Annotated in this window: 11 protein-coding genes; 2 read left to right on the top strand and 9 right to left on the bottom strand. The window is 50.1% G+C overall.

From position 1 onward, the window contains the following. The first annotated feature begins 40 nt into the window (after positions 1–40). Entirely contained in the window at positions 41–1,663 is a 1,623-nt protein-coding gene (locus tag A5320_RS05875; protein ID WP_068062194.1) for a methyl-accepting chemotaxis protein, read from the top strand. A 114-nt stretch (positions 1,664–1,777) separates the two neighbouring features. After that, positions 1,778–3,517, top strand: a complete 1,740-nt coding sequence (gene ggt, locus A5320_RS05880) for a gamma-glutamyltransferase (protein ID WP_068062196.1) — start codon at positions 1,778–1,780, stop codon at positions 3,515–3,517. Between the two features lie 69 nt (positions 3,518–3,586). Here the strand turns inward: ggt and A5320_RS05885 are convergent, their stop codons facing one another. The 9 genes from A5320_RS05885 to prlC form a co-directional block, all read right to left on the bottom strand. Then, complete coding sequence (locus A5320_RS05885; protein WP_068062199.1) at positions 3,587–4,192, bottom strand: porin family protein; 606 nt, start codon at positions 4,190–4,192, stop codon at positions 3,587–3,589. Between the two features lie 382 nt (positions 4,193–4,574). Continuing rightward, positions 4,575–4,949 carry a DUF3718 domain-containing protein gene (locus tag A5320_RS05890; RefSeq protein WP_068062202.1) on the bottom strand — a complete coding sequence of 125 codons (375 nt, stop codon included), beginning with the start codon at positions 4,947–4,949 and terminating at the stop codon, positions 4,575–4,577. Between the two features lie 319 nt (positions 4,950–5,268). Further along, entirely contained in the window at positions 5,269–6,693 is a 1,425-nt protein-coding gene (locus A5320_RS05895; protein ID WP_068062204.1) for a sensor histidine kinase, read from the bottom strand. A 3-nt stretch (positions 6,694–6,696) separates the two neighbouring features. Continuing rightward, positions 6,697–7,380, bottom strand: a complete 684-nt coding sequence (locus tag A5320_RS05900; protein ID WP_082971555.1) for a response regulator — start codon at positions 7,378–7,380, stop codon at positions 6,697–6,699. A 218-nt stretch (positions 7,381–7,598) separates the two neighbouring features. After that, positions 7,599–8,093 carry a peroxiredoxin gene (locus A5320_RS05905; RefSeq protein WP_068062205.1) on the bottom strand — a complete coding sequence of 165 codons (495 nt, stop codon included), beginning with the start codon at positions 8,091–8,093 and terminating at the stop codon, positions 7,599–7,601. Positions 8,094–8,144: 51 nt separating this feature from the next. Beyond that, positions 8,145–8,945, bottom strand: coding sequence for a class I SAM-dependent methyltransferase (locus tag A5320_RS05910; RefSeq protein WP_082971556.1), 801 nt, complete (start codon positions 8,943–8,945; stop codon positions 8,145–8,147). Further along, positions 8,945–9,688: a DNA-3-methyladenine glycosylase I gene (locus A5320_RS05915; RefSeq protein ID WP_068062207.1), complete on the bottom strand. Its 744-nt coding sequence runs from the start codon at positions 9,686–9,688 to the stop codon at positions 8,945–8,947. The genes A5320_RS05910 and A5320_RS05915 overlap by 1 nt, the downstream gene beginning before the upstream one ends. A 7-nt stretch (positions 9,689–9,695) precedes the next feature. After that, positions 9,696–10,202, bottom strand: a complete 507-nt coding sequence (locus tag A5320_RS05920) for a hypothetical protein (RefSeq protein ID WP_068062208.1) — start codon at positions 10,200–10,202, stop codon at positions 9,696–9,698. Next, positions 10,202–12,250, bottom strand: coding sequence for an oligopeptidase A (prlC, locus tag A5320_RS05925; protein WP_068062209.1), 2,049 nt, complete (start codon positions 12,248–12,250; stop codon positions 10,202–10,204). The genes A5320_RS05920 and prlC overlap by 1 nt, the downstream gene beginning before the upstream one ends. Positions 12,251–12,601 lie beyond the last annotated feature (351 nt).

Below are 12,601 nucleotides of genomic sequence, written 5' to 3' on the forward strand. Positions count from 1 at the left end.
TAATTCAGCATCTTTAGGCGACCACAGGAGTGAATATTCGATGTTAAGAAGTCTAAAAATTGGCAAAAGGTTAACCATCGGATTCAGCCTATTGGTGCTGATCAGTATCGTTGTCGGCGCTTCTTCGTTTTACCGGCTGGTAGAAATCAAATCAAATCTATCCAATCTGGCAGAACGCCGGTTACCAGCCGCTTTGTTAGTCGGGAAAATGAATAGCGAATTCCTGTTGATCCGCTTACAGCTCGCCAATTTGCTGATTGCCAAAGCCGATAGTGATAAAGGCCCGCTACAGGATGCATTATCTCAAGCGGTGCGGCAGTATAACGACACTTCGACCCAGGCCGCCGAGCTCCATAAAACAGCAGCCGGCAGAGCGACCTTTGAACAAGTTTTAACGGCCAAAATCAAATTTGATGCGCTATACGCCGAACTGATGGTGCTGATTAATAGCAATAAAATCGACGAAGCCTTGCAGTTCAGGCAAGCAAATTTTACCGATGCAGCCCGTGATGTCACAACAGCGCTGGTAGAGCTGGCAGATTACCAGCGTTTAACCGGCATTAAGCAAGCAGAAGCAGGTGAACACAGTATTTTCCTGGCCGAAATGACTGCATTGCTCGCCGTCATTTTTGCGATGGTTTTTGGTGCAACTCTGGCGGTGCTGATTACCCGAAGTCTGGTACGCCCGATCGAAACCGCTGTGGTGGCTAGCCAGGCTATCGCTGCCGGTGATTTGAGTTTTCACTTTACTGATGAAGCTCCGGACGAAGCCGGTGTTTTGGTCCGGGCTATGGTGACCATGCAAAAGCAACTGCAAAGTACTCTGGACGATATCAATAAATCAGCGTCACAGTTGACCGTCACTTCAGAAGAGTTAAGTGTAGTGACCGAAAGTTCAGCGCATACCATGCAACAGCAAAGTGCCGAACTCGACATGGCTGCAACTGCCGTGACTGAACTCACCACGGCCATTGAAGAAGTCGCACGCAGCGCCGCAGCGACCTCTGATAATTCGACCCAGGCCGATAAAACCTCGCAGCAAGGGCATCAGAAAGTCAATTCGACCATCCAATCCATTCAATCCCTTGAGGGAGATATTCAGCTGTCACGGGCGGATATTATTCAATTATCCGAACATGTAAATGAAATCGGCAAGGTACTGGACGTGATCCGGGCGATCGCCGAACAAACCAATTTATTAGCGCTGAACGCCGCGATTGAAGCCGCCAGAGCCGGCGAAAGTGGCCGTGGTTTTGCGGTGGTCGCCGATGAAGTCCGGGCTTTGGCCCATCGTACCCAACAATCAACCAAGATGATTGAGCAAACCATCAAAACGGTGCAGGCCGGCACCCAAAAAACCGTGGTGACGATGGAGCAAAGTAGTGAGCGCGCCACCCAGACGTTAAAACTGGCAATGGAAGCCGGTGCTGCACTGAAGTTGATTACACAATCAATTGGTCAGATCAGCGACCAGAATATGACTATCGCCAGCGCCGCCGAACAACAGGCAACGGTAGCGCGGGAAGTCGACAAAAACTTAATTAATATTAAAGATTTGTCAGCTCAGACTTCGGCAGGTGCTGATGAAACCAAGGCTTCCAGTATCGAACTGGCTAAGTTAGCCGAGCATCTGAGCGATTTAGTTAAACAATTTAAGGTATAAAAGTGTTGCGGGGTTGACACCCATCGACCCCGCACCGCCATTGGTCGCTTGTCACTGGAGTTTAGGAAAAGCTAAAGTTAGCTTCGAAGCTCAAAAATCATCCGGAGCCATTTGATGCGCCTGCACTTGCTTTCTACCTCGTTACGTTTAACGCTGATCACGGCTTTATTAGCGCCAACCACTGCAGTGCTGGCTTATGACCGGGTCACCGGCCATGACTTTGCCAGCCGCTCTGAAGTCATTGCGCCGCATGCAATGGCGGCAACCAGTCAGCCACTGGCGACGCAAATTGCACTGGATATTATGAAACAAGGCGGTAATGCCATCGATGCGGCCATTGCAGCCAATGCCGCGCTCGGCTTGATGGAACCGACCGGTAATGGCATCGGCGGCGATTTATACGCCATCGTTTGGTCAGCCAAAGATAAAAAACTGTTTGGCCTCAATGGCTCAGGCCGTTCGCCGAAGGGCATGACACTGGAACAAATGCAGGCGGAAGTGAAAAAACTTGGCCGCACTGATATTCCTCCTTATGGGATGTTGCCAATTAGCGTACCGGGTGCGGTCGATGGCTGGTTTAGTCTGCATGGCAAATTTGGCAAATTGCCGATGGATAAAATCCTGGCACCAGCGATTCAATACGCCGAACAAGGTTTTCCGGTATCAGAGCTGATCGCTTATTACTGGAATGCCTCGGTGCCGCGCTTGTCACCGCAACCAGGTGATTTTAAAGGCACTTTCACCATCAATGGTAAAGCACCACAAAAAGGTGAAATCTTTAAAAATCCGGCTTTAGCCTCGACGTTAAAAACCTTAGCCAAAGACGGCCGCGATGCCTTTTATCAGGGCGACATCGCCCGCAAAATTGATACCTTTATGAAAAAAGAAGGCGGCTATCTGCGTTATGAAGATTTTGCGTCGCACAAATCGGAATGGGTGGAGCCGGTATCGGTGCACTACCGCGGCGTCGACGTCTGGGAATTACCACCCAATGGTCAGGGAATTGCGGCGCTGCAGATGCTGCAAATTTTGAAAAACTTCGATTTAAAAGGTATGGGCTTTAACAGCCCGGCCAGTTTGCACACCCTGATTGAAGCGAAAAAACTGGCATTTGAAGACCGCGCCAAATTCTACGCCGATCAGGATTTCGCCAAAGTGCCGGTCAAAGGGCTGATATCGGAAGCTTATGGCCGCGAACGTGCCAAGCTAATTGGTGAACGTGCAGCGCAGCGGGTCGATGCTGGCAATCCAAACCTGTATGAAGGCGATACCATCTACATGACCACGGCTGATAAAGACGGCAATATGGTGTCGCTTATTCAGTCAAATTACCGTGGTATGGGCTCTGGGGTGGTGGTGCCGGGACTCGGTTTTGGCTTCCAGGATCGCGGCCAGATGTTCTCGCTGGATCCAAAACACGCTAACGCTTTTGCCCCTGGCAAACGCGCTTTTAATACCATTATTCCGGCATTTGCCACCAAAGACGGCAAACCCTATATTAGCTTTGGGGTGATGGGCGGCGCGATGCAACCGCAGGGACATGTGCAGATCATCGTCAATATGGTCGATTATGGGATGAATCTGCAGGAAGCCGGTGACGCCGCGCGCTGGCAGCACCTTGGCAATACCGAGCCAACCGATGGCAGCGAAATGTACCTGGAAAACGGTGGTTACACTGAAGTTGAGCGTGGTGTGCCTTATCAAACCATTCAGCAGTTGCAGCAAAAAGGCCATGATATCCGCTACGGTTTTGGCGGCTACGGTGGTTATCAAGCAATTATGAAAGACCCAAAAACCGGTGTTTATTATGGTGCTTCAGAATCACGGAAAGATGGACAAGCCGCGGGTTACTGATAGGTAACAACTGATATGGCGGTCAGCAACATGACCGCCATCATTGCTAATTCAGCTGCACACAGGTCATTAGAAATAATAGTTTGCGCCGAACGTGATGGCTTTCCAGCTAAATGATACGGGATGATTCGGTGCGAAGTCCGGTAGCTTTTGATAATCCAGATAGATGTCCATATTCTTCCCAGTCTGTAACTTCAAACCAAGCCCATACAAAGCACCGCTGTCACTGGAAGTTAAACTCGATGGGAAATGAGTAATCCCGCCGTTTTGCGGATCCCGGTAGGAACTTAACAGATCCACTTCCAGCTTACTATGGCTATACCCGAGCAAGCCATAGACAGACAAATTACCGACTAACGGATAAGTCCCTTTCACTGCCAGCATTGATTGCCAGCCAAGCTGTTCGCGATAATCACCAATCGTCGATCCTGGTAGCTCGTATCTGGTGGAGTAGCCTGAAACACCCCTGTTCAGGCGTGATTCGAACGACAAATAATCGTTCAGCCGGTAACCAAGAGTCATCCCCAAAGTCTGCAGATTACGTCCGTTGTTGGAATTGGCATATTGCTGTGTACTATACGAGCCACCCAGATAAATATTGTCCGGCATGGTGAATTCAAACGCCAGCACCGGTGAAGCAGCGGCCAGCATCAATAAAGCAGTGATTATTTTCATTTCTTTATTCCTTTGTTTAATAACTTCCCACTGGCCTTAAAGTCTGTTGATCACTATTTAGAATCAATAACATACAGGTCAGACGGGTGATTAATTCATATCAAAGGATAAAATAAAAGCACTTTATAAATCTCAATTGTTGCAACATGTAAACGCAAGGTGCGGGATATCACTCTCTTTCAGCAGCTCAGCCATAGTTGAAAAACAAAAAGGCGTACTACCGTATTATGGTAAGTAACGCCTTTAATACCGGTCAACTTTGCAGCCGCAGGTCAGTACCCACTTGCAATGTTAACGATTTCGGAAATAACCTGAATCTGCGACTTTAGTTTGCAATTCACCGCAAAGGTGAAAGCATCAAAAAACCCGCTAAAACGGCAAATTAATCCTGACCAATCCGGGCTTTGATATCGTTGATCAGTGGTGAGTCGCCCATGCCGTTGGCGGTCGCCCAGGCTTCCAGACCTTCTGCAGTTAAGGCTTTGGCTGGCATCTGCTTCACAAAAAACGAACCAACTTCATAAGCATCGCTGCGCATGGCGAATTTAATCAGCGATTCTTTGTTACATTGTACATTGTCGTAGATTTTACGCACGTTCACTTTGTTGTCTGATAACAGTTTACGGATCCGGTTTTTATCATCCGCTTTGGTGTATTCGCACAAAGAAACAGTCCATTGCTCTTGCGCCATTACCGCAGGAGAACTTAATGCAACAACTGCCAGGCCTAAAGCTACTACCGTTAGAGTCTTCTTCATAACAACCTCATTTAGCTTAAAAAATCCATGGTATTCATAGCGCTTGCGACCTGGATTCGTTGGCACAACCACCCAGATCGCGGCCAGAATAAAGCAGCAAACGCTGACCTAAGCCAAGTATTGGCGTTTATTGAAAGAAGGCAAGTCCAATCAGTTGAAATTAGTCATGTTTTTGATTTGATTGATTAATTTTAAAGCTAAACGCAACATTTACCATTAATTCCATGTTTAAACCGTTCATGTCACTGCCAAGTTCCATCACAACTAAGCAACAATACATTAGCCATGGGCCGAAACAGACATTTCAGTACAGGATGGTTCAGGATTGTTGCAATAACGGCAACACGATATTGATCCGAAGACCGCATCGTTCACCGGTGGCATTCACACGATTCTCGGCGCTAATGCTGCCATCACAAGCATTGATAGCGCGCTGAGCAATGCTCAGTCCCAGTCCAACCCCGTCCCCGGTACTGTGGCTGCGGAAAAACGGATTAAAAATCAGCGGCAACTGCTCTGCTGGTAAACCACTGCCGTCATCATCAACCAACACCCGGACGCTCTTGTCCGACACCAGCGCCCGCACCAGGACTAATGAATCTTCCGCCGTGTATTTAATCGCGTTACGAATGACGTTTTCCAGCGCCCGGTACAACAACTCAGCATCAGCATGCACCAGAATTTTCGGTAACTCAGCCAGTTGCAGATGTTTATGCTGTGCTGCTGCCTCCAGTTGGCCATCATCACAAATTGACTCCAGCAATTCAGTCAAATCGACTTCCTGCAGCTGAAAATTCACTTCACCACTTTCCAGCCGGGAGAAAGTCAGAATTTCTCCAACCAGTGCATCCAGCCGCGCCGCTTCAGTTTCTACTTTGGCCAGCGCCGATTCCTGTTCAGCCGGGGTTTGCCGGGCAAGACCAATCAAAATCTGTAACCTGGCCAATGGTGAACGTAATTCATGTGATACATCGTGTAGCAGCCGGCGTTGCGACAAAATCGCCAGATACACACTTTGCGCCATCAGGTTAAAACTGCGCGCCAGCTCACCGAACTCGTCTTTACGACTGGTAATCTTGCCACTGAGCTGCGTACGCCACTGCTCTTTTGGTAAAGCGCCGAGTGCCTGACGAAGCTGGCGTACCGGCGACGCAAAATACCAGGCCAGCAACAGACTTGAAGCCATACTGGTCAAAATAATACTGAATAGAATAAAGCTCGGATGAAACCAAAATGGCGGCGTAGGAGGCCGACGCAGTCCATTATCCTCGGCAGACTCCTGAGCGGAAAATTTACGCTCACCGGCAGGCTGCCCTGGTTCGCCAAAATTGCGCCAGCGGCCGGGCCAAAATTGCGGATTCGCCACCGCCAGCAATTGCCAGTGACGACCATCAGCGCTGTGCAGTGCAAAATCGGCCTGATTCTTACGTTGCGCCAGTTGTTGCCGCCAGTCTGCCGGTACCGGTCGTTGCAATAGGTCCTGGCCCATCGCATCGAGGATTAAAATCCGTTCGCGGGCAATAGGTTCTAAATCCCATTTCGCCACCACTTTGCGCAGCAACTCAATGCCGCCGGCATCCACCATGGTTTGTGCCGACTGCTGAATTAGCCGCGCCTGTGGCCCAAACATCAGCCGATCGTCACTGGTATCGGTGCTCAGCTGTACCACAGCCCAAATCAAACCAAAGGCAAAAGCTAATGCCGACCAGAATGCTAACAGGAATTTCCAGAACAGTTGGCCCATGGCTTACAGATGCCTCAGCCATTGATAACCCTTGCCGCGCACTGCCTGGATCCAATGCTGGCCATCACTGCGTTTACCCAGTTTTTGCCGGATATTCGAAATATGCACATCAATACTGCGGTCGTATTGGGTGAGCGTTTTCCCCAACCCCTGCTGCGATAAATCAGCTTTGGTCACAATGCGACCAGCCTGACTGACCAGCAGCCATAATAAGCTAAACTCGGCGCCGGTTAAGTCCAGTGCAATCCCCTCAAACATGGCGCTACGACTGGCCGGAGTTAATAACAGCGGGCCTTCCAGTAAGCGTAAATCAGGTTGTTGTTGTAACTGCATCCGCCGCAAAATAGCCCGAATACGCGCCACTAATTCCCGCGGCAAACAAGGTTTGGCAACATAATCATCTGCACCCAGCTCCAGGCCAATCACTTTGTCGATATCGTCACCACGCGCAGTCAGCATCAACACCGGCCGATCCGACACCTGCCGTAGCTTTTTCAGCACCGTCACACCGTCCATGCCCGGCATCATCACATCCAATACCACCAGATCAAAACCATGGCTTAACGCTAGTTTTAAACCAGTGGTGCCATCGTTGGCCACTGTCACGGTAAAACCTTCACGCTGCAGATAAGTCGCCAGCATGCTGGTTAAAGCGCTGTCGTCGTCGATGAGTAACAAATGAGCCACGATAAAACCTTCGATAAGCGTTAAAATGAACGCGAAAAGTATGGCCGAATTTTACCCTGAAGCGAGCTCCGGCAGGCAGTGGCTTTACATAACTATACAATTTACTGGCGCAGACGCTGGTTGGTTTTGCCGAAAAAACACCAACAAGGTGTGAGGAGAAAGGGTTAAATAAGCAGTACAGCGCGGCCTTCTACAACCGCGCTTATTTTTACCGGGAATTAACGGGCCGCCTGCCAGTCTGTTACCGCCTGCAGCATCACTTCAGCTTTAGATAGTTCAAAGGTTTTAGGCGCATCGACATTCAGCAATTGCACCACACCGTCTTCAACAATCATCGCATAACGCATCGAACGCATGCCGCCAAAATCGCCACTGTCGACTAACAAACCACAGGCTTCGGCAAACCGGCCGGCACCATCAGCTAAAAACAAAATATCACCGGCTTGTTGTTGCTTGCCCCAGGCATCCAGAACATAAGCATCATTGACTGCGGTGCAGATGATCCGATCCACACCTTGCTGGAAAAACTGTTCACACAGGGCGATAAAACCGGGTAAATGTGAAGCGCTGCAGGTGGGGGTAAATGCACCTGGCAAGGCAAACAGCACAATGGTTTCGCCGCTGAAAATCTCTTTACTGCTTAAAGTCACCACGCCATTGTCAGTTAAACGTTGAAAACTGACTTCTGGTAATTTATCGCCTACCTGAATCATTATTTGCTCCTATTGCAGCTTTACTTCTGCACCACTGAAACCTCAGCCGATTTAAAGCGCCGCTTTTACGTAAACATCAAATCTATTGTTTTTGCCTTCAATACTCATGCTGGGCTTTTGCCCAGCCAGAAATTCGGCGTAACCCGGTCTTTTCACCACCACCCTTTTGCTGGCAAGGGCAAACGCTGCCTGCCATAAGGCATCGGCGTCAGGATCGGCGCCGACCACGTCATGAAAAGCCCGCATTTCTTTTTTCACCGCCGCCGATTTTTCACGCGCCGGAAACATCGGATCCAGATAGACCACATCGGGCGCCGGTAACTGTTGTAATGCGTCAATCGCCTGTGAAAAAACCAGCGTCAATCGTCCTGGCAACCAATCCTGCAATTCAGGATCCAGCCGCGCCCGGCGTAACCCATCCCACAGCAGCGCTGCCACTAAAGGGTTGCGTTCTACCAGTGTCACAGTGGCGCCTAAACTGGCCAACACCAGCGCATCCCGTCCCAAACCAGCGGTGGCGTCGATTACCGCCAGACCAGATTTTTTGGTGACTCCAACGGCCTTGGCTATAGCTTCACTTTTTCCGCCACCAAATTTGCGCCGGTATGTCGCAGCGCCGCTGGAAAAATCGACCAGAATGTCGCCTTGTTTGACAAGTTCGGTGTGGCGCAAGACTAATTGCCTGTCCTGCCATGCCAGATGCCAGCCGTTTGCTTGTTCGACAATCACCAGACCAAATTGTTGTTGCAGCGCATCAATCACTGCTGCCGGTAGTTCAGAATGAGCTAATAAACCAGGGTTTAACCGGCCACTATGCTCATCAAAACCAATGGGTGAGCCAGCCCCTTGCATCAGACGGCCCCGCCGTTTTCACTCATCGGAGCGGAACCGGTCACACCGTTGAGGCCAGCATAATTATCACCGACACTCATTGCTACAATGCGGCTGATTTGTTGCAGATTGAACCCCGACTGTTGTTGCCACTGATTAAACTGCGCCTGAATTTTCGCCAGATTGCTTTTGCTGGTCAGCCCGCCATCAATCACCTGATAAGCGCGCAGATAAGCTTCGACATCCTGCGACAATAAAAAAGTATCTTTACCCATGGCACGCAACGCGTAAGCACCGGTATTGCCACCTAATCTTGCGCCACGTTTTTTCAACAGCTCCCACAAACCGATGATATTGTCCGTCGGCCAGTGCGCCACCATCGCAGCAAAACTGCCATGTTGCTGTGCCAGTTCATGGATCATCAGCGCATTATGGCGAATGGTCAACACCTTGCTGCCGTTACGGATAATCCGCGGATCCTGGGCTTTTTGTGCCAGCATTTCGTCCGGCAGCATCAGCATTTTCTCCACCGCAAAGTCGAAAAACACCTCGCGAAAACCTGGCCATTTGTTTTCCACCACCCGCCAGACAAAACCACTCTGAAACACTTTTTTGGTCAATGCTTCCAACCAGTCGGCGTCGCTGTATTGCAACAGTTCGGCACTGCTCAGCGAATGGCCAAGCAATGCCTGCAGCTGTGCTTCACCACCTTTACGCTCAACTGCCCGCTGATAAATGCTCGGGAATTTCTCGACCTGCGCCATATCAACCTCAGAACAAATCGCCGGATGGGCCGGCTTTACAAACCCCACCGACCAGCATCACACTGGGTTCCAGCACCATGGAACAATCCGAAATGAGCCCAAGTCGATGGGCTTCTGCTTCGGCCAATCCGTTGTATTCAGAGACTTTTTGTAGCAGCAGCGCTTCGTCCAACCCTTGTACCGAATAAATCAGGTACGAAGCCGGGCCACCACAAGCTTTATAACCAAAAGGCACTTTACGACATTGCTGTACTTCACTGGCTTTGGCGTCGCCGATCATGGTTTTAATCTCGGCATAACGCTGCGTTAGTTCGGCATTGGTGCCCTGATTAGCGACAGGCAATGTTTGTCTGGTTTTTGGCATTTTTTGCTCCTCGGGATCTGCCGCTGCGGCAGTCACCGTCGCCGTTTCAGGCGCAACTGTGGTCGCGGGCGGTGCCGCCTGTTCAGCAGATTGTTCATGACAACCGGCCAACATGAGCGCCAGCAGTGTTGCAGTCATAGGCAAACGCATCAGGCGGCCGCTCCGGCAATACCCATATGCCGTAATAACGCGGCATTGGACGGTTCACGGCCACGGAAGGCTTTAAACAGTTCCATCGGTTCAGCACTGCCGCCCCGTTCTAAAATACAATGCAGGAAGTCGGCGCCAGTCTGGCGGTTGAACACGCCTTCTTCTTCAAAACGACCAAAGGCATCGGCAGACAACACTTCGGCCCATAAATAACTGTAATAACCGGCGCCATAACCACCGGCGAAAATATGGCTGAAACTGTGCTGAAACCGGTTAAAACGTGGTGGCACTATGACCGAAACCTCAGCGCGCACCTGATCCAGCACTTGCTGCACTTGACCACCCAGTTTTGGGTTGTAATCGGCGTGAACCCTAAAATCAAACAAGGCGAACTCTAACTGGCGCACTAAAAAAAGTGCCGACTGGAAGTTTTTCGCCGCCAGCATTTTATCCAGCAAGTCCTGTGGCAGCGGCTCGCCGGTTTCAAAATGACCGGAAATCAGCTGTAAGGCTTGCGGCGCCCAGCACCAGTTTTCCATAAACTGGCTTGGCAATTCCACGGCATCCCAAGGTACACCGCTGATCCCGGCTACCGCACTGGCGTCAACTTTGGTCAACATATGATGCAAGCCATGGCCAAACTCATGGAACAACGTCACCACTTCATCGTGGGTAAACAGCGCTGGTTTGCCACCGACCGGTTTATTAAAGTTACAGGTTAAATAGGCCACCGGCCGTTGCAGGCTGCCGTCGGCTTTAATGCGCCGGCCCTGACAATCGTCCATCCAGGCGCCACCACGTTTTTTGGCGCGGGCGTATAAATCGAGGTAAAAACTACCGCGAAGTTCGCCGACAGTATCAAAAATATCGTAAAACTTCACATCCGGATGCCAGACATCGACGCCTGCGCGCTCGGTGACGGTAATGCCAAACACTTGCTGTAACACGCTGAACAACCCGGCAACAACCCGATGCTCCGGAAAATACGGCCGCAGCACTTCATCGGAAATGGCATAAGTGGCCATTTTCAGTTTTTCCGAATAATACGCAGTATCCCAGGCTTGCAGCTGGTCGACGCCAAAATGAGCGCGGGCAAATTCAGTCAGCTGTTGTAAATCTTGCTGTGCCTGCGGTTTGGCTCGGGTGGCCAAATCGGATAAAAACGCCAACACCTGTTCCGGGCTTTCCGCCATTTTGGTGGCCAGTGACTCCTCCGCCGAGTTATTAAAATCAAGCAGTTGCGCTAATTCATGCTTCAGCGCCAGTGTTTCTTCAATAATGGCGCTGTTATCAAACTGGCCAGCGGTTGGCCCTTGATCCGAAGCGCGGGTGCAATAAGCCTGATACATTTCCTGGCGAAGCATGGCATCATCGGCGTAGGTCATCACTGCAATATAACTTGGAAATTCCAGCGTAAACACATAACCGGAAAGCTCACGGCTGTGCGCCGCTTCAGCGGCAGCTAACCTGGCATCTTCCGGTAAACCGGCGAGCTGAGCTTCATCGCTGATGTGCTTAAACCAGGCTTGGGTCGCATCCAGGCAATTGTTAGAAAAGGTGGAGGATAAATCGGACAACCGGCTCTGAATATCCCCATAACGCTGTTTTTTTTCATCGGATAAACCAATGCCCGACAACTTAAAATCACGCAGCTCGTTCTGAATCACTTTTTGTTGGGCGCTGGAAAGCGTACTGTATTCAGCACTTTGACTCAGTGCCAGATACGCCTGATACAAACCTTCATGCTGCCCCACCCAAGTGCTGTAATCAGACAACAACGGCAAACAACTTTCATAAGCTTCCCGCAGTTCCGGCGATGATAATACCGAGTTTAAATGCGACACCGGCGACCACAGATGACTTAAATGATCGGAGGTTTCTTCGGTGTTGGTGATCAGCGACTGCCAGCTAACCGGTGTTGCCGCAAGCGCATCTTCAATATTCTGGCGACAGGCAGCCAGAGCTTGTTCAACTGCCGGCAACACCATCGACGGCTCAATTGCGGAAAAAGGAGGTAAACCGGTAAAACTGGATAACACATTGCTCATGATAGCCTCGGTGCGACAATTCAAAACACTGACTCAGAAAAAACGGCATTGGAAAAACAGCCATCTTGAAAACCAGATAGTAGCCTGAACTATGGGGCCTGTGGCATATTTCTCAAGCATGTGACCACAAAAAGTCCGGCTTCGGCAGCCCCACCCCAGCCACTTTGACAGCGAGAATCAACACCTAAGCAACCTAACCTCACCATCGATGCCAATCATCGTCTGATTTTTTTACATTTAGATAAATAACTTTGTAGCAACAACTCCCACATAAACTGTATCTTGTTGAATTAAGTAGAATTTAACAACTTGGCCTGCATTTTGCTATGTGAGCCCCGAAGTTCACAGCCA

Source organism: Rheinheimera sp. SA_1, from assembly GCF_001669775.1.
Taxonomy (GTDB): domain Bacteria; phylum Pseudomonadota; class Gammaproteobacteria; order Enterobacterales; family Alteromonadaceae; genus Pararheinheimera.

Coding starts and splice junctions, on each gene's coding strand:
- A5320_RS05875 (WP_068062194.1), top strand. CDS start 41: ATGTTAAGAAGTCTAAAAATTGGCAAAAGGTTAACCATCGGATTCAGC.
- ggt (WP_068062196.1), top strand. CDS start 1,778: ATGCGCCTGCACTTGCTTTCTACCTCGTTACGTTTAACGCTGATCACG.
- A5320_RS05885 (WP_068062199.1), bottom strand. CDS start 4,192: ATGAAAATAATCACTGCTTTATTGATGCTGGCCGCTGCTTCACCGGTG.
- A5320_RS05890 (WP_068062202.1), bottom strand. CDS start 4,949: ATGAAGAAGACTCTAACGGTAGTAGCTTTAGGCCTGGCAGTTGTTGCA.
- A5320_RS05895 (WP_068062204.1), bottom strand. CDS start 6,693: ATGGGCCAACTGTTCTGGAAATTCCTGTTAGCATTCTGGTCGGCATTA.
- A5320_RS05905 (WP_068062205.1), bottom strand. CDS start 8,093: ATGATTCAGGTAGGCGATAAATTACCAGAAGTCAGTTTTCAACGTTTA.
- A5320_RS05910 (WP_082971556.1), bottom strand. CDS start 8,945: ATGCAAGGGGCTGGCTCACCCATTGGTTTTGATGAGCATAGTGGCCGG.
- A5320_RS05915 (WP_068062207.1), bottom strand. CDS start 9,688: ATGGCGCAGGTCGAGAAATTCCCGAGCATTTATCAGCGGGCAGTTGAG.
- A5320_RS05920 (WP_068062208.1), bottom strand. CDS start 10,202: ATGCGTTTGCCTATGACTGCAACACTGCTGGCGCTCATGTTGGCCGGT.
- prlC (WP_068062209.1), bottom strand. CDS start 12,250: ATGAGCAATGTGTTATCCAGTTTTACCGGTTTACCTCCTTTTTCCGCA.